Origin of the sequence: Streptococcus infantis, from assembly GCF_964243025.1 — a bacterium.
GTDB lineage: Bacteria > Bacillota > Bacilli > Lactobacillales > Streptococcaceae > Streptococcus > Streptococcus infantis_N.
Genome location: NZ_CAXTDJ010000003.1, coordinates 256,448 through 277,430, shown reverse-complemented (window position 1 = coordinate 277,430; position 20,983 = coordinate 256,448). Strand labels below are relative to the sequence as shown.

Genomic DNA, 20,983 nt, shown 5'->3' with positions numbered 1-20,983 from the left:
TTTTATTTTTCAACGATTTCGTGTGCAATTACTTGTCGATAGCAGATTTGACGATTTTCCTTGACATCATTAATGATTTGCAGAATGGTTTCAAATGAAGTTCGGCCAAGAGCAAGACCATTGATATCAACATAGGCAGCTAGATTCAATCTTGGATTCACCGAATCAAAGCTGAGAACCGGAACATCAAGCTGGTGTTCGTTGAGGTAGTTACAGACACCTTCAGCTAAGAGACTATCGGTTGTAATAATAGCATCGGTCTGAGGGTCGTGTTTAAAGAGTTGTTTACTAAAGTTATAGCCCTTTTCTTCTAGAAACTCGTCTGCAAAGAAGGTACGGTGACTATCAAGAGGCAGATTGTGTTCTTGAAGTGCTTGCTCGTAACCTGTCAGACGGTCCTGGGTAACGAAGAGCTTCTTGGTACCACCAATGAAAGCAATGCGACTGCATCCTTTTTTGATGAAATATTCGGTCGCATCAAATCCGGCTTGGATGTTATCATTATCAACAAGCGGAATGAAAGGAGAAAGTGATTTTCCAAGAATGAGGAAGGGAAATTGCTCATCGACAACTAGTTGCACCAAGGGATCATTTTCTTGTGCATACAAGAAGATAAGCCCATCCACACGTTTTCCGTAGACCATTTGTGAAATGGCGTTTAAACGCTCTTTCTCATCTTTACCAGTCGCAATCTGAATGGCATAGTGATTTTCCGAGGCAACCTGTGCAATCCCTCTAAGAACAGAAGGGAAGAAAGGGTTTTGGTAGAAAACATCTGAATCATCTGGAAGAACTAAGCCAATAACTTGCGTATAACTGCTAACGAGACTTCGAGCATTTAGATTAGGATGATAATTAAGTTCTTTCATTGCTTTTCGAACTCGTTTTTTTGTTTCGTCGCTAATCGTTGATTTGTTTTGAATAACACGGGTTACGGTTGAAGGTGAAACTCCTGCAACCTTGGCCACGTCTTTAATCGTAACAGGCATAATAATCTCCTACTTTTGGTAGTCTGGATCACGATAATGAGTCTTATAAAAGATAGTGACCAGGTATAGAACAAATAAAATGTTTTGAACAGTAATCAAAGTTGCCATATTCTGTCCCAAAAGACCTAGAATCAGGGTAATTAAAGTTGGCGATCCTAAACAGTTCAAAATAAAATGATAGCACTCTTTATAGGTCTTAAATGAGAAGAGACGTGATTTTTTCGTAAAGTAGAGCAAAAGGCTCGCACCTAAAGCTACAATGAAAAAATTAAGTCCAAAGAGGAAACTAGCACCTAAGACAAGGAAGAGGCTGATATAGACGCGGTTCTGTTGGTACCAGTCTTTTGAAATAGCATGAGTCAAGCTTTCCTTGCTTTGGAAACTATCAGTTGTAATAGCGTGATAGCGAATGCTGGTTAGTTCTTTTCCTTGCTTACTGATGACGAGTTGTTCAGGTTCAAAGTTAAGAAGTAATTCCTCAGGGAAACTTGAACTAGCAGAAGCCCCGATTTGAACAGAAGCTTGATGAGGAGTCGAACCCGTATAGCTTAGTTTACCATCTACAATCTGAGCATTGGTAGCTAGATTCTGAACGACTTCGTCCGTCAAAGGAGCGTAGACATCATCGATGAAAGTTTCTAAAGGGTATGTCTCTTGAGAACTATTCTGGATGGCAATAGGGACCATAGACAAGCTAATCAAGAAAATACTGGTAAAAATCAGTTGAAACCAATTTAGACCAAAACGATGAGAGAGGGGCTTACGAAATCCCCAAATACTATTAAAATAAGAAAATGGATATGGTAACATAAATCTCTTTCTATAGGCATTTTTCTATACGAGTATTATATAGAGAAATGTTTTTAATTTCAAGCGGGGATAGTAGAATCCTTGGAAAAAGTGAATGTTTGTTATGATTCGTACACTAACTAACAAGGTAATCTCAGCAAGCTCTTGTATCTCACCAGACAATCGATGTACAAGTTCAAAAATGAAAAAGGGTGGCGGGGGGTAATATTACCCCTTCTCGCCACCACTTGTAAGTCCTGAAACAAAGTTCTTTTGTAGGAAGAAGAAGAGAATACAAATTGGAAGGGCGATGAGGATAGCACCTGCTGAGAAGTAGGCAATCTTCATATTTTTCGCATTGTTAACGAAGGTTTGGAGACCAACGGCAACGGTGAAGTATTCTTTCTCACGAAGCAAGAAACTAGAGAGGATATAGTCCCCGAAAGGTCCCATGAAGGCCCAGAGAGCTTGTACGGCAATCATTGGGCGAACAAGAGGAAGAACAATTTGCCAGAAGCGGCGGAAGTGTCCTGCACCATCTAGTTTTGCAGACTCATCAAGAGACATTGGCACGGTATCAAAGTAACCTTTCATGAGCCAAGCGTTCATCGGGATACCTCCACCAACGTAGAGGAAGATGAGGAACCAGCTTTGGTTAAGGGCGTTCAACATAAGAGCCATAACGAAGAAGGCTGTCAAAGCGGCCATAGTAGGTACCATTTGAATAATCAAGAAGAATACCAAACTTTGTTTACGTGCCAAGAAATTGTAGCGGCTATAGGCATAACCTGCTAGAACGATGATACTTGTTTGAACAGCCATGGTAATCAAGGCGATAATCAAAGTATTGAGATACCAAGTACCATATAAAGTTTCAGAGAAGAGTCCCTGGAAGTTAGCAAAACTAAAGTCAACGTTACTATCTAGTTTAAAGGCTACTACGTTACCAGTCTTGAAGGCCGACATAATCGTAATCAAAAGAGGATAGATAATGACAATTGAAAGGCCAACCAAGTAGAGGTAAGTGAGAGTTTGAGTCAGTCTACGTTTGAGTTTAATTGAGTTATTCATCTTAGACGTCCTCCATATCAAATGCGTGTAGTTTCTTGAATGCGATCATAGAGATAGAGATGACAATGATAGAGATAATCAAGGTAACAGCTGCCGCCATTGAGTATTGTGGAGATGTACCTGTTGTCAAACGGTAAATCCATGAGATCAAGATATCTGTAGAACCAGCTCCACCTCCGACACTACCAGGTCCTCCAGCGTTGAAGAGGTACATAATAGAGAAGTTGTTAAAGTTGAAGGTGTATTGACTGATCAATGTAGGAGCCGCAACAGCCAAAATCATAGGGAAAGTGATGTTACGGAATTTTTGCCAAGCATTAGCACCGTCGATATAAGCTGCTTCATACAAGTCGTTAGGAATAGACTGTAAGATACCCAAGGTCAAAACGTAGATGTATGGGAAGCCAAGCCAACCTTGCATCATAATCAAAGCAATCTTAGTCCAAGTTGGGTCTGTTTTCCAAGGGATAAGGGCACCATCTAAGAAAGGAAGAACCTTAGCAAAGATAGGCAATACTTGAGTGTTAATAGCTCCGACACTATCGTTAAACATATTTGAGAAAGTCAAGATAGTGATGAAGGCTGGAACAGCCCAAGGAAGAAGGAAAATAACACCGAAAATACGTTTTCCTTTGATAAACGGTTGGTTAGCAATAATAGCTGTAAAGATACCAATAATAATCTGCAAAGTAGATGCAGACAGAGCCCAGATGATAGTCCAAGAAAGAACTGCACCAAAGGCTGAACGGAAGGTACTTAAGCTCCAGATATTTGTAAAGTTAGTCAATCCAACCCAGTCCAAGAGTTTGTTTGGTGGTAAGTGTTGGAAGTCGTAGTTTGTAAAGGCAATCATCAATGTTACGATAACAGGGAAGATAATCGCAAATGTCATGGCAACGTAAGATGGGATGATCAAGAGATAAGGGAATCCATTTTCATAGATACCTTTGATCATATCTTTAAAGGTACGTGGGACAGGGATGCCATTATTGATACGTTTAGCAATAGTATATGCATCTTTTATATTGTAAAGATAAAATCCTAGATAAACAACTACAAAAATAGAGTGGAAGGCACCACGAATCAGCATGAAGAGAGAGTTGTCACGACCAGGTTTAACCCCAAGTGTAATCAAGTTACTCAATTCAGGCGCTGCAAGTGCTATAAAATATAGGACAAAAACTAAAGTTACAGCAAGGAAAATAAAACCTTTAACTTTTTGTTTGTTGTAGATTTGCCCTAGCCCAGGAATCACTGAAAGCAAGGCTGCTTTGCTAGGTTGTTGGTTTTCCATGAATACTCCTTTCATAGGATACGAGATTGAAGTTTGTCTCCAATCACTAGATAGACAACTGCAATCATTCGTAAATTTATAAAATCAAAGGGGGATTTGTATTCTCCCCCCTTGTAACGAATTCAATTATTCACCAAATTTTTGTTTGATTGTTTCTTTGATCAATGTAACAGCATCGTTAGCAGCTGTCTTAGCATCTTTCTTACCACTTACAGCGTCAAAGAGCATGTTCGCAGCTGGTTCCCAAACAGCTGACATTTGTGAGATGTTTGGCATTGGTTGAGCGTTCTTGAACTGTTTGATAACAGCTGTTGTCAACTCATCATTTTTACCTTCAGCGTATGCACGTGCTTCAGTGTTAGCTGGGATTTCGTTAGTTGCTTCGTAGAATGCTTTTTGTTGTTCAGTTGAAACAAGGAAGTCTACAAATTTTTGAGCGCCTTCAAGGTTCTTAGTGCTTGATGGGATGATCCAAGCTTTACCACCACCGAATGCTGAGTATTCTTTTCCGTTTGGAAGAGTTGGGATAGTAGCAACACCGTAGTTTACTTTAGCATCTTTGAATGCTTGAGCTTTCCAAGGACCATCGATGATAGCAGCTGTTTTACCTTCTTGGAATGAAGTTTGAATCAAGTTTGCAGCAGCTGTTCCATCTTGCATACCTTTAGGCCATTTTTCGTACCAAGATTTAGCGTAGTTGATACCTGCGATAGCACCGTCATTTGCAAGACCGATATCTTTAGGATCTTTACCGTTTTGTCCGAATACGTAAGCTCCATTACCAGAAAGAAGTCCGTATGCATAGTAGAAGTTAGTCCAGTCAGCTAGGAATGCAGAAGTTTTTCCGTCTTCTCCAGCGAAAGCGTATTTGCTATCTTTAGCAAGTTCTTCTAATTCAGCGAAAGTTTTTGGAGCTTCTTTGAGCAAGTCTTTGTTGTAGTACATAACAAGAGACTCGATAACGGCTGGAGCACCGTAAACTTTACCGTCAGCAGCTGTTACAAGAGATTTAGTAGTGTCATCTGTTTTAGCACCGTCGCTCAAAGTAACTTCTGAAAGTTGTCCGTCAGTACCAAGGCTACCTACACGGTCGTATGGAGCCATCATAACGTCAGCGGCTTGACCTGATTGGTTGTCAAGTGAAAGTTTGTCAAGTCCACCAAGTTGGTCACCAGATTTGATGTTAACTTTTGTTCCTGATTCTTTTTCATAAGCAGCAGCAACTTTCTCAGCAAATGCTTTATATTGGTCTTCAACGTAAAGTGTGATTTCTTGGCTTCCTGATGCAGAAGAATCAGCTGCTTTATCAGCAGTTTTGCTTCCGCAAGCTACCAAAAGCAAGCTAGCGAGAGTAGCAGTACCAAGTACAGCAGCACTCTTCATGAATTTAGTTGACATAGTGTATTCCTCCTAAAGAATAACAAATTTTAATTTCGAGGAAACGCAAACGTTTTCCCTTATGAACCTAGTATAGCACAAACGGAAAACGGTTGCAAGCGTTTTTTTGAAAAATTTTTAAAAAGCTTAAAATCAAGAGAAACCGAAAACTGTCGATATAATAAGAAGAAAAAGTAAATAATTAAGAAAAAATTGTTCGGAAATGGACAAATGGAAACGATTGCGCAATTTTTTTGAAAAAAATATCAAGATAAGAGAAGAGGATATAGTAAATTTCATTTTTAATTATATAAATAAATCAAAAAAAGTTTTCTACAAACGCTTGCATTTATTTTAGAAATGGGGTATACTTGACTTAGCGCAAACGTTTGCGCAAAGATTGAAATAATTAACAATATAAACACTTGAGGTGCTAATATGAAAAAACGTCAAAGCGGTGTGTTGATGCACATCTCATCACTTCCAGGAGCATACGGAATCGGATCATTTGGTCAAAGCGCCTATGATTTTGTTGACTTCTTGGTTCGTACGAAGCAACGCTACTGGCAAATCCTTCCTTTAGGAACAACCAGCTATGGAGATTCTCCATACCAATCATTCTCAGCCTTTGCTGGAAACACTCATTTTATCGACCTTGATATTTTGGTGGAGCAAGGTTTGTTGGAAGCAAGTGATCTTGAAGGTGTGGACTTTGGTAGCAACCCAACTGAAGTTGACTACGCTAAAATCTACTATGCACGTCGTCCACTTCTAGAGAAAGCTGTCAAACGTTTCCTTGAAACTGGAGATGTCAAAGACTTCGAAAAATTTGCTCAAGAAAATCAATCATGGCTTGAACTATTTGCAGAGTACATGGCCATCAAGGAGCATTTTGATAATCTTGCTTGGACAGAATGGCCAGATGCAGATGCTCGTGCTCGTAAAGCTTCAACTCTTGAAAGCTACCGTGAGAAATTAGCTGACAAGCTTGTTTACCACCGCGTAACCCAATACCTTTTCTTCCAACAATGGTTGAAATTGAAAGCATACGCTAATGAGAATCACATCGAGATTGTCGGAGACATGCCTATCTATGTAGCGGAAGATTCAAGCGACATGTGGGCAAATCCACATCTCTTTAAAACAGATGAAAACGGGAAAGCAACTTGCATCGCAGGTTGCCCACCAGATGAATTCTCTGCTACTGGTCAGCTCTGGGGTAACCCAATCTATGACTGGGAAGCTATGGACAAAGATGGCTACAAATGGTGGATTGAACGCTTGCGTGAAAGCTTCAAAATCTACGATATCGTTCGTATCGACCACTTCCGTGGATTTGAGTCTTACTGGGAAATTCCTGCTGGTTCTGAAACAGCAGCACCTGGTAAATGGGTGAAAGGTCCTGACTACAAACTCTTTGCAGCGGTTAAAGAGGAACTTGGTGACTTGAACATCATCGCAGAAGACCTTGGATTCATGACTGACGAAGTTATTGAACTACGTGAACGCACTGGCTTCCCAGGAATGAAGATTCTTCAATTTGCCTTCAACCCAGAAGACGAAAGTATCGATAGCCCACACTTGGCACCTGCCAACTCTGTTATGTACACAGGAACACACGATAACAATACAGTTCTTGGTTGGTACCGTAATGAGATTGACGATCCAACTCGTGAATACATGGCTCGTTACACGAACCGTAAAGAGTATGAAACAGTGCCACACGCAATGCTTCGCACAGTATTTTCATCAGTTAGCTTCATGGCTATTGCAACCATGCAAGACTTGCTAGAACTAGATGAGTCAGCTCGTATGAACTTCCCATCTACTCTTGGTGGAAACTGGTCATGGCGTATGACAGAGGATCAATTGACTCCTGCTGTCGAAGAAACTTTGCTTGACTTGACTACAATTTATCGCCGAATCAATGAAAATTTGGTAGAATTAAAGAAATAAGACATTATCAGGAGACACAAAAAATGTTACCATTAAAAGAATTTGTACAAAATCGTTACAATAAATCTATCGCAGAATGTAGCAATGAGGAGCTTTACCTTGCTCTTCTTAACTACAGCAAACTTGCAAGCAGCCAAAAACCAGTGAACACTGGTAAGAAAAAAGTTTACTACATCTCAGCTGAGTTCTTGATTGGTAAACTCTTGTCAAACAACTTGATTAACCTTGGTCTTTATGACGAAGTTAAAAAAGAACTTGCTGACGCAGGTAAAGAGTTGATCGAAATCGAAGAAGTAGAATTGGAACCATCACTTGGTAATGGTGGTTTGGGACGTTTGGCAGCCTGCTTTATCGACTCAATCGCTACACTTGGATTGAACGGTGACGGTGTTGGTTTGAACTACCACTTTGGTCTTTTCCAACAAGTGCTTAAAAACAACCAACAAGAAACTATTCCTAACGCTTGGTTGACTGACCAAAACTGGTTGGTTCGCTCAAGCCGTAGCTACCAAGTGCCATTTGCACACTTTACATTGACATCTACTCTTTACGATATCGATGTACCTGGTTACAAAACTGCTACGAAAAACCGCTTGCGTTTGTTTGACTTGGATTCAGTTGATTCATCTATCATTGAAGATGGCATTAACTTTGATAAGACAGACATCGCTCACAACTTGACTCTTTTCCTTTACCCAGACGATAGCGACAAACAAGGTGAATTGCTCCGTATCTTCCAACAATACTTCATGGTTTCAAACGGTGCACAATTGATCATCGATGAAGCAATCGAAAAAGGAAGCAACTTGCATGACCTTGCTGACTACGCAGTTGTACAAATCAACGATACTCACCCATCAATGGTGATTCCTGAATTGATCCGTCTTTTGACTGAACGTGGTATCGAACTTGATGAAGCAATCTCTATCGTTCGTAGCATGACTGCTTACACAAACCATACAATCCTTGCTGAAGCCCTTGAAAAATGGCCTCTTGAATTCTTGGAAGAAGTGGTTCCTCACTTGGTACCAATCATCAAAGAATTGGACCGTCGTGTTAAAGCAGAATACAAAGATCCAGCTGTTCAAATCATTGATGAAAACGATCGTGTACACATGGCCCACATGGATATCCACTATGGATACAGCGTAAACGGGGTTGCCGCTCTTCACACTGAAATCTTGAAGAACTCAGAGTTGAAAGCTTTCTACGATATCTACCCAGAAAAATTCAACAACAAAACAAACGGTATCACATTCCGTCGTTGGCTTATGCATGCGAACCCAAGCTTGTCTCACTACTTGGATGAGATTCTTGGCCACGAATGGCACCATGAAGCTTCTAAATTGGAAGACCTTCTTTCATACGAAGACAAGGCTGCTGTCAAAGAAAAATTTGAAAGCATCAAATCTCACAACAAACGTAAATTGGCTCGTCACTTGAAAGAGCACCAAGGTGTGGAAATCAATACAAACTCTATCTTTGACATCCAAATCAAACGTCTTCACGAGTACAAACGTCAACAAATGAACGCTTTGTATGTTATCCATAAATACCTTGACATCAAGGCTGGTAACATCCCTGCTCGTCCAATCACAGTCTTCTTTGGTGGTAAAGCAGCCCCTGCCTACACAATTGCTCAAGACATCATCCACTTGATCCTTTGCTTGTCAGAAGTGATTGCTAATGACCCAGCAGTTGCACCACACTTACAAGTGGTTATGGTTGAAAACTACAACGTTACTGCAGCAAGCTTCTTGATTCCAGCATGTGATATCTCTGAACAAATCTCACTTGCTTCTAAGGAGGCTTCAGGTACTGGTAACATGAAATTCATGTTGAACGGAGCTTTGACTCTTGGTACTATGGACGGGGCTAACGTGGAAATCGCTGAGTTGGTTGGCGATGAAAACATCTACATCTTCGGTGAAGATTCAGAAACTGTTATCGATCTTTACGCAAAATCAGCTTACAAATCAAGCGAATTCTACGCTCGTAAAGCGATCAAACCATTGGTTGACTTTATCGTGAGCGACGCTGTTCTTGCAGTTGGTAAGATTGAACGCTTGGAACGTCTTTATAACGAATTAATCAACAAAGACTGGTTCATGACTCTTCTTGACTTGGAAGACTACATCAAAGTTAAAGAGCAAATGTTGGCTGACTACGAAGACCGTGACGCATGGTTGGACAAAGTTATCGTTAACATTTCTAAAGCAGGATTCTTCTCATCTGACCGTACAATCGCTCAGTATAACGAAGATATCTGGCACTTGAACTAAGATACATTACATCAGATTGTAAAACAAAACGCATCTATTTAAGGTGCGTTTTTTCATATTTAAACTAATTTACAGTGCTTTTCCGACCAGAATCTCTGCTTCGATAGTAATCTCTGTCAGTTGGCTCCAGTCAATCTTGGTCTGGTCAACATGAAAGAGAAGGGGCGTCATGGCAAGCAAAGCTTGGCGTTGCTCAGCCGTGATAGGTTTGGTCAGAGAGGCCGTTTGGCTAGATTGAATGCTGAAATGTTCCTGGAAATGTTCTTTGATATCTTGGTTGGAATAGTCCTTCTTTGTCAGCTGATCTTGCACCATTTGGCGGATTTCTTTGAGGTGATTTTCAGTCGGGATGACCTTAATCAAGATGCCGTCTTTTGATAATACTCTTTGAAATTCTCCGTAGTTGGCAGGCGAGAAGATATCGAGCAGGATATCCATACTAGCGTCTTTTATAGGAAGACGAGCTAGGTCACCAACAAACCAATTGACTGCCCAGTTGGGTTCACTCTTAGCAGCGATTTGGACGGAATCTTTAGAAATATCAAAGGAATAGAAGATTTTGTCAGAGTGACTTTCTTGGAGTTTTCGAGAGTAGAATCCCTCGCCACAGCCGATATCTAAAATTGTTTGGTTAGTTTTAGAATTTGTAAGCAGGTCTGAGATGGTTTCTAAAATAGTTTGATAAAAACCAGCTTCTAGGATTTGTTGACGGTTTTGAAAATTTTCCTTGTCATAGTTGGTGGATTGTTTGATTTGCGGTGCCAGATTGACATAGCCGAATTTTGCCAGATCAAAAGAATGGCGGTTGCTACACTTAAGGCTAGACTCTACCAAGGTGAGATCTTCTTGGCAGATGGGGCAGGAAAAGGAACTAGCAGTAGCAAAACGTTGAAGTTTTGGTTTGAGGTTTGTATTCATAGTTTAAGTGTATCAAAAGAGGCAAATGAAAGCAACCTTAGGAATAAGTAGATGGGAGATTCAGTAGAAATAAAATTAATTCTCCAATTTATAGAATGAAATTGCTTTTATATCTAAATTGCTATATAATAATGATAAGGAGGAAATAAGTATGTTAAAAGAAGTATTAAGCGTCGCAAAAGTTGCGAAAAAATCATCACTCTTTTTGGGTGGTGTAGCATTTGGCACTCTTGGTTTGAAAATCTTAGCAAGTAAGGAAGCTAAAAAAGGTTATTCTAAAGCTTTGGCTAAAGCTTACAAATTGAAAGATGAATTGGATGCATCTGTTTCCATTGTAAAACAACATGGAGACGATGTCTTGCAAGATGCTAAATATTTGTATGAGCAAGAGAAAAAAGAAGAGCAATTAGATAGCCTGATAGGGGAATAATATGTCTTTTAAAGTGCTACATAGAGGATACCAACATATCCGACTATCATCTTCTTTTTCACTCACCTTGGATATTCAAGACTATCTTCGTTCCTTGGCGAGAGATGAAAAAGGAATTGAGTCTATCCAGTTTTACATGGATCAACAGCACTTTACTCTACGTATAAAAGAAGGCTTTTCTGTATTAGATAATGCAGAAGCCTTTTTAAAAAGAATTGATAGAGGGAAAGTTTCTGAGTTGATGACTCTTCCCATTCGTAGAGAAGATAGTGCCTATTCTATTGTTTCAGGTGCAGCGATTAAGCGTGTGCTTTTTCGTAGTCTTGTACCGTCTCCTATTCGCTATATATGGACTTGTTATCAGGCTCTGGGGTATGTCAAAGAAGCTTATCAGATCCTAGCGCGTAAGGAACTAACGATGGAGGTTTTGGACTGTTCGGCGATTTTATTGTCCTTGTTCATGAATCAATCCAAGACTGCTAGCAACATCATGTTTATGCTTGATTTGGGGAATCATTTAGATCAGTGGTCCTTGAAAAAAACTGCAACAGATTTAGAACAGAGTCTTCTTGCAAAAGAGAGCGATGTATTCCTAGTACAGGGCGATACGGTTGTTAGTATCAAGAGTTCCGATGTTCAAATAGGAGATGTTTTGGTCTTATCTCAAGGAAATGAAATTCTGTTTGATGGACAAGTAGTTTCAGGTTTAGGTATGGTCAACGAAAGTTCCTTGACGGGAGAGAGTTTTCCAGTTGAAAAAAGAGAGTCTGATTTGGTTTGTGCAAATACAGTATTAGAAACTGGAGAGTTACGCATTCGTGTAACCGATAATCAGATGAACAGCCGGGTTTTACAACTGATTGAGTTGATGAAGAAATCTGAAGAAAACAAGAAAACGAAACAACGCTATTTCATCAAAATGGCGGACAAGGTCGTCAAATATAATTTCTTGGGGGCTGGACTGACTTACCTATTGACAGGTTCTTTTTCTAAGGCTATTTCTTTCCTATTGGTCGATTTCTCCTGCGCTTTGAAAATCTCTACTCCTGTAGCTTATTTGACAGCTATCAAGGAGGGGTTGAACCGTGAAATGGTGATTAAGGATGGAGATGTTTTGGAGAAATATCTGGAAGTTGATACTTTCTTGTTTGATAAGACGGGAACAATCACAACTAGCTATCCGATAGTTGAAAAGGTGTTACCTTTTGGAGACTATAGTGAGGAAGATATTCTCAGAATCAGTGCCTGTCTTGAGGAACACATTTATCATCCTATTGCTAATGCCATCGTCAAGCAAGCTGAGATAGAGGGGATTGAACATGAGGAAATGCATGGGAAACTCCAATATATCGCAAGCAAGGGGATCAAATCTCATATAGATGGCCAACCAGTTCTTATTGGGAATTATGTCTTGATGCAGGATGAGCAGATTCATATCAGTTCAGAACAAAATGCTTTAATTGAAGAGTACAAGAGTCACTACAATCTCTTATTCTTGGCTTATCAGAATGAATTGATTGGAATGTTCTGCATTCATACTCCTTTGAGAAAAGAAGCAAAAACAGCCTTGGATAAACTTAAGGCACAGGGGAAAAAATTGATTCTGGCAACAGGGGACACCTTGGTTAGGACAGAGGAATTAGTCAAAGATTTGCCCTTTGATCAGGTATATACAGACTTGAAACCTGATGGGAAATTTGAGTTAGTAGAGGAACTGCAGAAAGCAGGTCACACTATTTTGATGGTTGGAGATGGATTGAATGACTCAGCGGCTCTAACCCTATCAGATATCGGTGTGGTGATGAATGAGAGTGCAGATATTTCTAAGCAGATGAGTGATATCTTATTGTTAGATAATCGTTTGGATTTCTTCCAAGAGTTGGATTCGCTATCATCATCTTTGCAAACACTCATTAAGAAGAATATTCAAGATACCGTTGTCGTAAATAGTAGTTTGATTGGCTTTGGCTTGTTTAACTGGCTCAGTCCTTCAAATCTCTCTATCTTACATAATCTAACAACCTTACGCATTGTACTGCGTAGCCTGTCTATTAAAACTAGATAGATGAGGTTATCAACAACAAAAAGGAGTTACCTTTCTCGAGGTTAACTCCTTTATTTATAGATAAATGTTGAACAGTTTAGTAGGTCAATACAAAGTATTTTTTCTTCCCACGACGGATAACAGTCAGTTCGTTCTCTAACTTATCAGCGTCACTCAAGACATAGTCAAGGTCTTGGATGCGGTCACCGTTGACGTAGATAGCTCCGTTTTGGACGTCTTCACGGGCTTGGCGTTTTGAATTAACAACACCAGATGATACGAGAAGTTCTACGATGTTGTGGTTTTCGTCTGCTTGTACCTGGTAGTTTGGCACGCCACGAAGTCCTTGTTTAAGTTCTTTGACAGAAAGGTTTTTGATATTTCCGGCAAAGAGTTGTTCAGTGATGTTAAGGGCTTCTTTGTAGGCTTCTTCTCCGTGAACAAGAGTCACGACTTCACGAGCCAAGACTTTTTGAGCCGAGCGTTCGTGTGGAGCCGCTTCAAATTGTTTACGGATGTCTTCAATCTCATCAAGTGACAAGAAAGTAAAGATTTTCAAGAAGCGAACAGCGTCAGCGTCCATGACGTTCATCCAGAATTGGTACATTTCGTATGGAGAAGTCTTTTCAGGGTTGAGCCAAACAGCGTTTCCTTCAGATTTACCAAATTTCTTGCCAGTTGCGTCTGTGATGAGTGGAACAGTGATAACGTGACCAGTCTTATCAGCCTTACGACGAAGCAACTCTGTACCAGCAGTCATATTTCCCCATTGGTCAGAACCACCGATTTGAAGGGTTACATTGTGCTCTTGGTTCAAAACAAAGAAGTCATAACCTTGCATGATTTGGTAGGCAAACTCAGTGTAAGAAATCCCTGTTTCAATCCGTTTCTTCACAGACTCCTTGCTCATCATGTAGTTGACAGTGAAGTATTTTCCGATATCACGGAGGAAGTCAATGAAGCTGATACTGCCAAACCAGTCGTAGTTGTTGACCATGACAGCTTTATTTTCACCATTTTCAAAGTCAAGAAAGCGAGAAAGTTGTCCTTGGATAGATTTGACCCAGCCATCCACTGTGTCTTTTGTTTGGAGACTACGTTCAGCATCTTTGAAGGACGGATCTCCGATGAGACCTGTAGCACCGCCAACGAGCGCATATGGTTTGTGACCTGCTAACTGCAAGCGACGACTTGTCAAGATTGCAACAAGGTGGCCTAGGTGAAGGCTGTCAGCAGTTGGATCGTAGCCAGTATAATAAGAAACTTGACCTTCTTCTAGGGCTTTACGCAAAGCTTCTTCATCAGTCGTTTGAAAAATCAAACCACGCTCTTTTAGCTCATCAAAAATGTGCATGTGTCTTTTCTCCTTTTTAAAATATTATTTCTACCTATTTTACCACAAACTTGGCAAATAACCTAGTAAAATCGGGAAGAAAGTTGCTACTTGGACTTTTTTGGAAACGAGTGAAATATGGTATAATAGCACTAGCTTATTTTCAGAGAAATAGAAAAAATCGTTAAGAAAGGGGCTGAAAAATGTCTCATATTATTGAATTGCCAGAAGTATTGGCCAACCAAATTGCAGCAGGAGAAGTTATCGAGCGTCCTGCCAGCGTAGTTAAAGAGTTGGTTGAAAATGCTATCGATGCTGGCTCAAGCCAGATTATCGTTGAGATCGAAGAAGCTGGTCTTAAGAAAATCCAAATTACCGATAATGGTCACGGGATTGCCCACGATGAAGTCGAGTTGGCTCTGCGTCGTCATGCAACCAGTAAGATTAAGAATCAGGCAGATCTCTTTCGGATTCGCACGCTGGGTTTTCGTGGTGAAGCCCTGCCCTCTATCGCATCTGTCAGTGTTTTGACTTTGTTGACAGCGGTGGATGGTGCAAGTCACGGGACCAAGCTAGTCGCTCGTGGGGGAGAAGTTGAGGAAATCATTCCAGCGACCAGTCCTGTGGGAACTAAGGTTTGTGTGGAGGACCTCTTTTTCAACACACCAGCTCGTCTCAAGTATATGAAGAATCAGCAGGCGGAGTTGTCTCACATCATTGATATTGTCAACCGTTTGGGGCTAGCCCATCCGGAGATTTCCTTTAGTCTGATTAGTGATGGTAAGGAAATGACACGAACAGCTGGTACGGGTCAACTGCGCCAAGCCATTGCTGGGATTTATGGTTTAGCCAGTGCCAAAAAAATGGTTGAAATTGAGAATGCTGACCTCGATTTTGAAATTTCTGGTTTTGTCTCATTGCCTGAATTGACACGGGCTAATCGTAACTATATCAGTCTTTTTATCAATGGCCGTTATATCAAAAACTTCCTGCTCAATCGTGCTATTTTAGATGGTTACGGCAGTAAGCTCATGGTGGGGCGGTTCCCGCTGGCTGTGATTCATATCCAGATTGACCCATATCTGGCAGATGTCAATGTGCATCCAACCAAGCAAGAGGTGCGGATTTCCAAGGAAAAAGAACTGATGACGCTGGTTTCAGAAGCTATTTCTAATAGTCTCAAGGAACAAACCTTGATACCAGATGCCTTGGAAAATCTGGCCAAATCTACTGTTCGCAATCGTGAAAAGGTGGAGCAGACCATTCTCCCACTCAAAGAAAACACTCTTTACTATGAGCAAACTGAGCCGACAAGACCTAGCCAAGCTGAGGTGGCTGATTATCAGGTGAATCTGACTGAAGAGAAACAGGATTTGAATCTGTTTGCTAAGGAAACCTTAGACCAGATAACCAAACCAGCCAAACTGCATTTTGCAGAGAGAAAACTTGTTAGTTACGATCAACTAGATCATCCAGAGTTAGATCTAGCTAGTTTGGATAAGGCTTATGATAAGCTGGAAAGGGAAGAGTCGTCTAGCTTCCCAGAGTTGGAATTTTTCGGTCAGATGCACGGAACCTACCTCTTTGCCCAAGGTCGAGATGGGCTCTACATCATAGATCAGCACGCGGCTCAGGAACGGGTTAAGTATGAGGAGTATCGCGAAAGTATTGGCAATGTTGACCAGAGCCAGCAGCAGCTCCTAGTGCCTTACATCTTCGAATTTCCAGCGGATGATGCCCTTCGTCTCAAGGAAAGAATGCCTCTTTTAGAGGAAGTGGGAGTCTTTCTAGCAGAATATGGTGAGAATCAATTCATCCTTCGGGAACATCCTATTTGGATGGCAGAAGAGGAAATCGAGTCTGGTATCTATGAGATGTGTGATATGCTCCTTTTGACAAAGGAAGTTTCTATCAAGAAATACCGAGCAGAGCTGGCCATTATGATGTCCTGCAAACGGTCAATCAAGGCCAACCATCGTATCGATGACCACTCAGCCAGACAGCTTCTCTATCAACTCTCTCAATGCGACAACCCATACAATTGTCCCCACGGACGTCCTGTTTTGGTCCACTTTACCAAGTCAGATATGGAAAAGATGTTCCGTCGCATTCAAGAAAATCATACTAGCCTACGAGAACTAGGAAAATACTAATACTCTTCGAAAATCTCTTTAAACTGCGTCAGCCTTACCTTGCCTAACTCAAGTTATGCCTACGGTTAGCTTCCTAGTTTACTCTTTGATTTTCATTGAGTATAAATTGAAGGGAAAATTATGTACGAATATCTAAAGGGTATTATTACCAAAATTACTGCTAAATACATCGTCCTAGAAGCAAACGGCATCGGCTACATTTTGCACGTGGCTAACCCCTATGCTTACTCAGGACAAGTCAACCAAGAAGCGCAAATCTATGTGCATCAAGTCGTTCGCGAAGATGCTCACCTGCTTTACGGTTTCCGTTCGGAAGACGAGAAAAAACTCTTTCTCAGTTTGATTTCGGTGTCGGGCATTGGTCCTGTATCAGCTCTTGCCATTATTGCAGCTGATGACAATGCAGGCCTTGTCCAAGCTATCGAAAGCAAGAACATCACTTACTTGACCAAGTTTCCGAAGATCGGCAAGAAAACAGCCCAACAGATGGTTTTGGACCTAGAAGGTAAGGTGGTTGTGGCAGGTGATGACTTCCCTGCTAAGACTGCTATTCCATCTAGCAACGACAACCAAGAATTGGAAGAAGCCATGGAAGCCATGTTGGCCTTGGGCTACAAGGCGGCTGAGCTTAAGAAAATCAAGAAATTCTTTGAAGGAACGACAGATACAGCAGAAAATTACATTAAATCTGCTCTCAAGATGTTGGTGAAATAGGAGAAGTCTATGCCAAAACGCTGTGGCTGGGTTAAAATGAACAACCCTCTGTATGTAGCCTACCATGATGAAGAGTGGGGCCAACCCCTACATGATGATCAAGCATTGTTTGAGTTGTTGTGTATGGAGACCTATCAGGCAGGCCTGTCTTGGGAAACGGTGCTCAATAAACGCCAAGCCTTCCGTCAAGCTTTTCATGGTTACCAAATTCAAGCTGTTGCAGACATGACGGATGAAGAGCTGGAATCTTTGTTAGACAATCCAGCTATCATTCGTCATCGCGCCAAGATATTTGCGACGCGAGCTAATGCCCAGGCCTTTCTACAAGTTCAGAAAGAGTATGGCTCTTTTGATGCTTATCTCTGGTCTTTTGTAGATGGAAAAACCATCGTTAATGATATCCCGGACTACAGTCAAGCACCAGCCAAAACGCCTTTGTCTGAAAAAATATCCAAGGATCTCAAAAAATGTGGTTTTAAGTTCACTGGACCAGTCGCTGTCTTGTCCTATCTGCAGGCTGCAGGTCTGGTTGACGACCACGAGAATGATTGTGAATGGAAGGGAAAGTGAAATGAAGTCTAACAAAAATAAGGGAATTCTGATTTTTGCGATTCTTTATACAGTTCTCTTTGTGTTTGGTGGTGTGAAATTGCTGGCTGCTTTGATGCCATCTGCCATTGCGAATTATCTACATTATCTACTCTATGTAGTATTAGCTCTATATGGCTCTTTCTTGTGCAAGGATAGATTGATTCAACAATGGAATGAGATCAGAAAGACTAAAAGAAAATTCTTCTTTGGCGTTTTAAAAGGCTGCCTCTTTCTTATTCTGATGACTGTTGTCTTTGGCTCTATATCAGAAATGTTGAGGCAGTTTTTGGGACTGGACGGACAAAGTCTAAATCAGTCGAATCTTCAAAGCATCTTTCAAGAACAACCACTACTGATAGCGGTTTTTGCCTGCATCATTGGACCTTTGATGGAAGAACTCTTATTCCGTCAAATTCTATTGAGATATTTGAGAAGAAGTCTGCCAACTTGGCTGAGTATCTTTATAGTCGCACTTGCCTTTGCTTTAATCCATATGCACAGTTTGTCTTTGTCAGAGTGGATTGGTGCAGTCGGATACCTAGGTGGTGGCTTTGCCTTTTCTATCATTTATGTGAAAGAAAAGGAGAATGTCTACTATCCCTTACTGGTTCATATGTTAGGCAACAGCCTCGCCTTGATCATTGTAGCTATCAGTAGTATGTGATGAAAATGCCAGTAATGATAATGAGAAAAAGCTGAGAAATTCATCTCAGCTTTCTTTGTTATAGTCAAAGCGAATGACTTGCTCCGTTGCGTCTACATACGCGTGGACTCCAAAGGGAACAATTGCTCTTGGTGTCGCATGGCCGACATTCAGATTATAGACAATCGGGATATTACTGTCAATGATGTCCAGTAGTGCTTCCTTATAGTCGTCATAAAAGGTTTCATCCATTGGCTTTCCGACCAAGAGTCCGCTGATGACCTCGAATATCCCAGTTTCCTTTAAAGTCTGCAACATCTTTTTGAAATATTCTGGCTCAGGCTTTTCTTCGCTTGTCTCTAGCAAGAGGATCTTTCCTTCCCAGTCTGACAAGTCAGGGAAAAGTTTGTATTTTTGGCAGAGCTCCGTGCTGTCTGCGTATCGAGAGTTGTCAAAGATATCGTAGAGAGATTCGAGGCAACCACCGAGGATTTCTCCCTCGAACTGGGCATTTCCTTGTAACAAGTCAAAACCAGTATTTGTATGATTGATACGAGGTGTTCCTAGAGCTTTGGGACTGAAGTCAGTTCGTTCCTCATACCAAACGTCACTAGGGCGGATTTCTGAGATTCTTCCCGTCTCAATCAATTCTTTAAAGTAGTGAAGGCTATAGGCTAACATTTCTTTGTCTAATTCACAAATGTCTGCTAAAAAGGATTGACCATAAAAAGTTTTAACACCTAGTTTATGCAACATGAGATGGTTCATGGTTGTATCTGAGAAACCAAGAAAAATCTTTTGTTTGATAACTTTTTCTAGTTGGTCATTTTCAAAAAGGTAGGGCAACAAACGATAGGTATCATCTCCACCGATGGCGCATAGGATCATGTCGATACTATCATCAGAAAAGGCTTGCATCAAATCCTCCGCACGTGCTTCAGGATGGTCCTTGATAAAGTCTAAGCCTTTTAACGAATGGGGCAAAAAGATAGGATTGAGTCCTAGATCCTTGAGACGTTGAATACCCAAGTCCACTTCGTGTTTGACAAAGTCTTCTCCGATAATGCCACTAGACAAACTAACAATACCAATAGTAGAAACCATATCTCATCCTCCTAGAAATAAATTGATGCTATTGTATCACAAAAGATGAGGAGAAACAACAAGAATTAGAATCAGAAAATGGCTTTTAGATCACGAAAGTAGTAAAAAAGCAACCGTTCGATGTGGTTGCTTTTTATAGTAGTTGCATTCTTATAGAGCAGTAAGGAAGGTCAGTCCGCCAAGGACAACCCCGGCCGAGTTTGGAATGATTAGAATCCAATCTTTCTTAGGCTCTTTTGTCCATCCATAAATGACCCAGATTAAGCAAGAGATTGCGGCAGATAAAGGTTGGAATGGTTGAGCTTTGTTTCCTTGTAAATTGGCAAAAATTTGAGGGATGTAGGCTATAAATACAATAATTCCGATAAAGGCACCAATTGAACCAACAATTTGATTAATTCTCTGTTTAGTCATATATATTTCTCCTTATTATTTTATTAGTATAACAGAAAAACAACTTGGATTCAAGGAAAAACCTCGGGATTCTAAGGAAAGACTTTATATTAGAACGTTTTTAGAAAATGTAGCTACTTTTCTTTGGAGAATCAAAAAATGATTTGGAACTATAAAAAAAGTAGTCTGTCTACAAAACACACTACTTTTATTGTTTATCTTAATATCTAGCAGGTCCTGCACTTGCACTCTTAATGTTGAAACGTTTTTTGAGGTAGAAACGTAGGGCAAGGAGAGCTCCACCGATTACCAACAAAACAAGTGGTGGGAGACTAATGTTGATGGCTTGTGGAAGGAAGTTACTCAAGAAGAGGATGAAGACCCAAGCAAACATAGTCGCTAACATAACTAAAAGTGATTTCCAGAATGGAGGGCGTTGGCTACGGTCAGTATCTGGTCCGTAGTAGCGGTAGATGAAGTGATAGAGAAGGTAGAAGGCAACTCCACCAAAGGCCCCTACACTGATAAGTGTTACCAATCCGTAAGCTACGGGTTGGTTTGAGAAGAAGCTCATCAAGGCGCTAACCACTGCAAACAGTCCTGTGATGAAAAGGGCTGAATCCAACATCATCAATTTTGGATCGTCATTTTCCTTTGGATGTTCTTTCTCGTATTGCTCTTTTTCGCTAAAGCTGTGAGCCCAGTGAGTTGGTGCTCCGTAGATAGAACGAGCGGTCACACCTTTTGGTTGTTCTTCAAGGATGTGAGGAATCACTTCTTCAAGAATAGCCTTGATTTCAGTGTCGGTTTTTCCATCTTTAAGAAACTGTTGGGTTGCAATGTGGATAAATTCTTGGTTTTTCTTGGTTAATTCTTTTAAATCAATCTGTGACATAATAACT

Annotated in this window: 18 protein-coding genes; 8 read left to right on the top strand and 10 right to left on the bottom strand. The window is 40.7% G+C overall.

The window, feature by feature from the left end; genetic code table 11:
- Positions 1 to 2: 2 nt before the first annotated feature.
- The 5 genes from ACESNQ_RS05245 to ACESNQ_RS05225 form a co-directional block, all read right to left on the bottom strand.
- Positions 3 to 989 carry a LacI family DNA-binding transcriptional regulator gene (locus ACESNQ_RS05245; protein WP_373075545.1) on the bottom strand — a complete coding sequence of 329 codons (987 nt, stop codon included), beginning with the start codon at positions 987 to 989 and terminating at the stop codon, positions 3 to 5.
- A gap of 9 nt (positions 990 to 998) precedes the next feature.
- A complete protein-coding gene (locus tag ACESNQ_RS05240) occupies positions 999 to 1,799 on the bottom strand; it encodes a DUF1189 domain-containing protein (RefSeq protein ID WP_373075543.1) in 801 nt (266 codons plus the stop codon).
- 207 nt (positions 1,800 to 2,006) lie between these two features.
- Positions 2,007 to 2,849, bottom strand: coding sequence for a sugar ABC transporter permease (locus tag ACESNQ_RS05235; protein ID WP_142558958.1), 843 nt, complete (start codon positions 2,847 to 2,849; stop codon positions 2,007 to 2,009).
- Between the two features lies 1 nt (position 2,850).
- On the bottom strand, positions 2,851 to 4,143 hold the full coding sequence (locus ACESNQ_RS05230; RefSeq protein WP_373075541.1) for a sugar ABC transporter permease: 1,293 nt from the start codon (positions 4,141 to 4,143) through the stop codon (positions 2,851 to 2,853).
- A gap of 126 nt (positions 4,144 to 4,269) precedes the next feature.
- Entirely contained in the window at positions 4,270 to 5,541 is a 1,272-nt protein-coding gene (locus ACESNQ_RS05225) for an extracellular solute-binding protein (RefSeq protein ID WP_373075539.1), read from the bottom strand.
- A 417-nt stretch (positions 5,542 to 5,958) separates the two neighbouring features.
- Between ACESNQ_RS05225 and malQ the strand changes: the two genes are divergently transcribed.
- Positions 5,959 to 7,476, top strand: coding sequence for a 4-alpha-glucanotransferase (gene malQ / locus ACESNQ_RS05220; RefSeq protein ID WP_373075537.1), 1,518 nt, complete (start codon positions 5,959 to 5,961; stop codon positions 7,474 to 7,476).
- A gap of 23 nt (positions 7,477 to 7,499) precedes the next feature.
- Positions 7,500 to 9,758, top strand: a complete 2,259-nt coding sequence (gene glgP / locus ACESNQ_RS05215) for a glycogen/starch/alpha-glucan family phosphorylase (protein ID WP_373075535.1) — start codon at positions 7,500 to 7,502, stop codon at positions 9,756 to 9,758.
- Between the two features lie 69 nt (positions 9,759 to 9,827).
- Here glgP and ACESNQ_RS05210 read toward each other — a convergent pair whose 3' ends face one another.
- Complete coding sequence (locus ACESNQ_RS05210; protein ID WP_371620680.1) at positions 9,828 to 10,676, bottom strand: putative RNA methyltransferase; 849 nt, start codon at positions 10,674 to 10,676, stop codon at positions 9,828 to 9,830.
- 151 nt (positions 10,677 to 10,827) lie between these two features.
- On the opposite strand from ACESNQ_RS05210, the gene ACESNQ_RS05205 reads away from it, so the two are divergent.
- Both ACESNQ_RS05205 and ACESNQ_RS05200 read left to right on the top strand, forming a co-directional pair.
- Positions 10,828 to 11,106 (top strand): DUF6110 family protein, encoded by a 279-nt coding sequence (locus ACESNQ_RS05205; RefSeq protein WP_000910902.1) that lies wholly within the window; start codon positions 10,828 to 10,830, stop codon positions 11,104 to 11,106.
- Position 11,107: 1 nt separating this feature from the next.
- Positions 11,108 to 13,171, top strand: a complete 2,064-nt coding sequence (locus ACESNQ_RS05200) for a heavy metal translocating P-type ATPase (protein ID WP_373075533.1) — start codon at positions 11,108 to 11,110, stop codon at positions 13,169 to 13,171.
- A gap of 76 nt (positions 13,172 to 13,247) precedes the next feature.
- Here ACESNQ_RS05200 and tyrS read toward each other — a convergent pair whose 3' ends face one another.
- Positions 13,248 to 14,504 (bottom strand): tyrosine--tRNA ligase, encoded by a 1,257-nt coding sequence (tyrS, locus tag ACESNQ_RS05195; protein ID WP_373075531.1) that lies wholly within the window; start codon positions 14,502 to 14,504, stop codon positions 13,248 to 13,250.
- A gap of 182 nt (positions 14,505 to 14,686) precedes the next feature.
- Between tyrS and mutL the strand changes: the two genes are divergently transcribed.
- The 4 genes from mutL to ACESNQ_RS05175 all read left to right on the top strand — a co-directional run bounded on the left by mutL (position 14,687) and on the right by ACESNQ_RS05175 (position 18,605).
- A complete protein-coding gene (mutL, locus tag ACESNQ_RS05190) occupies positions 14,687 to 16,636 on the top strand; it encodes a DNA mismatch repair endonuclease MutL (protein ID WP_373075529.1) in 1,950 nt (649 codons plus the stop codon).
- Positions 16,637 to 16,756: 120 nt separating this feature from the next.
- On the top strand, positions 16,757 to 17,350 hold the full coding sequence (gene ruvA, locus ACESNQ_RS05185; RefSeq protein ID WP_247913165.1) for a Holliday junction branch migration protein RuvA: 594 nt from the start codon (positions 16,757 to 16,759) through the stop codon (positions 17,348 to 17,350).
- A gap of 9 nt (positions 17,351 to 17,359) precedes the next feature.
- On the top strand, positions 17,360 to 17,920 hold the full coding sequence (locus ACESNQ_RS05180) for a DNA-3-methyladenine glycosylase I (RefSeq protein ID WP_247913164.1): 561 nt from the start codon (positions 17,360 to 17,362) through the stop codon (positions 17,918 to 17,920).
- A 1-nt stretch (position 17,921) separates the two neighbouring features.
- Entirely contained in the window at positions 17,922 to 18,605 is a 684-nt protein-coding gene (locus tag ACESNQ_RS05175; RefSeq protein ID WP_373075526.1) for a CPBP family intramembrane glutamic endopeptidase, read from the top strand.
- Positions 18,606 to 18,650: 45 nt separating this feature from the next.
- Here ACESNQ_RS05175 and ACESNQ_RS05170 read toward each other — a convergent pair whose 3' ends face one another.
- From ACESNQ_RS05170 to ACESNQ_RS05160, 3 genes are all read right to left on the bottom strand, one after another.
- Complete coding sequence (locus tag ACESNQ_RS05170) at positions 18,651 to 19,688, bottom strand: S66 family peptidase (protein ID WP_373075524.1); 1,038 nt, start codon at positions 19,686 to 19,688, stop codon at positions 18,651 to 18,653.
- 150 nt (positions 19,689 to 19,838) lie between these two features.
- Positions 19,839 to 20,102: a SemiSWEET family transporter gene (locus tag ACESNQ_RS05165; protein WP_000166358.1), complete on the bottom strand. Its 264-nt coding sequence runs from the start codon at positions 20,100 to 20,102 to the stop codon at positions 19,839 to 19,841.
- A gap of 199 nt (positions 20,103 to 20,301) precedes the next feature.
- A complete protein-coding gene (locus ACESNQ_RS05160) occupies positions 20,302 to 20,976 on the bottom strand; it encodes a DUF1129 domain-containing protein (protein WP_070458248.1) in 675 nt (224 codons plus the stop codon).
- Between the last annotated feature and the right edge of the window lie 7 nt (positions 20,977 to 20,983).

What these genes read in the sequence shown, in the direction of transcription:
- ACESNQ_RS05245 (WP_373075545.1), bottom strand. Translation starts at nt 989, where the DNA reads ATGCCTGTTACGATTAAAGACGTGGCCAAGGTTGCAGGAGTTTCACCT.
- ACESNQ_RS05240 (WP_373075543.1), bottom strand. Translation starts at nt 1,799, where the DNA reads ATGTTACCATATCCATTTTCTTATTTTAATAGTATTTGGGGATTTCGT.
- ACESNQ_RS05235 (WP_142558958.1), bottom strand. Translation starts at nt 2,849, where the DNA reads ATGAATAACTCAATTAAACTCAAACGTAGACTGACTCAAACTCTCACT.
- ACESNQ_RS05230 (WP_373075541.1), bottom strand. Translation starts at nt 4,143, where the DNA reads ATGGAAAACCAACAACCTAGCAAAGCAGCCTTGCTTTCAGTGATTCCT.
- ACESNQ_RS05225 (WP_373075539.1), bottom strand. Translation starts at nt 5,541, where the DNA reads ATGTCAACTAAATTCATGAAGAGTGCTGCTGTACTTGGTACTGCTACT.
- malQ (WP_373075537.1), top strand. Translation starts at nt 5,959, where the DNA reads ATGAAAAAACGTCAAAGCGGTGTGTTGATGCACATCTCATCACTTCCA.
- glgP (WP_373075535.1), top strand. Translation starts at nt 7,500, where the DNA reads ATGTTACCATTAAAAGAATTTGTACAAAATCGTTACAATAAATCTATC.
- ACESNQ_RS05210 (WP_371620680.1), bottom strand. Translation starts at nt 10,676, where the DNA reads ATGAATACAAACCTCAAACCAAAACTTCAACGTTTTGCTACTGCTAGT.
- ACESNQ_RS05205 (WP_000910902.1), top strand. Translation starts at nt 10,828, where the DNA reads ATGTTAAAAGAAGTATTAAGCGTCGCAAAAGTTGCGAAAAAATCATCA.
- ACESNQ_RS05200 (WP_373075533.1), top strand. Translation starts at nt 11,108, where the DNA reads ATGTCTTTTAAAGTGCTACATAGAGGATACCAACATATCCGACTATCA.
- tyrS (WP_373075531.1), bottom strand. Translation starts at nt 14,504, where the DNA reads ATGCACATTTTTGATGAGCTAAAAGAGCGTGGTTTGATTTTTCAAACG.
- mutL (WP_373075529.1), top strand. Translation starts at nt 14,687, where the DNA reads ATGTCTCATATTATTGAATTGCCAGAAGTATTGGCCAACCAAATTGCA.
- ruvA (WP_247913165.1), top strand. Translation starts at nt 16,757, where the DNA reads ATGTACGAATATCTAAAGGGTATTATTACCAAAATTACTGCTAAATAC.
- ACESNQ_RS05180 (WP_247913164.1), top strand. Translation starts at nt 17,360, where the DNA reads ATGCCAAAACGCTGTGGCTGGGTTAAAATGAACAACCCTCTGTATGTA.
- ACESNQ_RS05175 (WP_373075526.1), top strand. Translation starts at nt 17,922, where the DNA reads ATGAAGTCTAACAAAAATAAGGGAATTCTGATTTTTGCGATTCTTTAT.
- ACESNQ_RS05170 (WP_373075524.1), bottom strand. Translation starts at nt 19,688, where the DNA reads ATGGTTTCTACTATTGGTATTGTTAGTTTGTCTAGTGGCATTATCGGA.
- ACESNQ_RS05165 (WP_000166358.1), bottom strand. Translation starts at nt 20,102, where the DNA reads ATGACTAAACAGAGAATTAATCAAATTGTTGGTTCAATTGGTGCCTTT.
- ACESNQ_RS05160 (WP_070458248.1), bottom strand. Translation starts at nt 20,976, where the DNA reads ATGTCACAGATTGATTTAAAAGAATTAACCAAGAAAAACCAAGAATTT.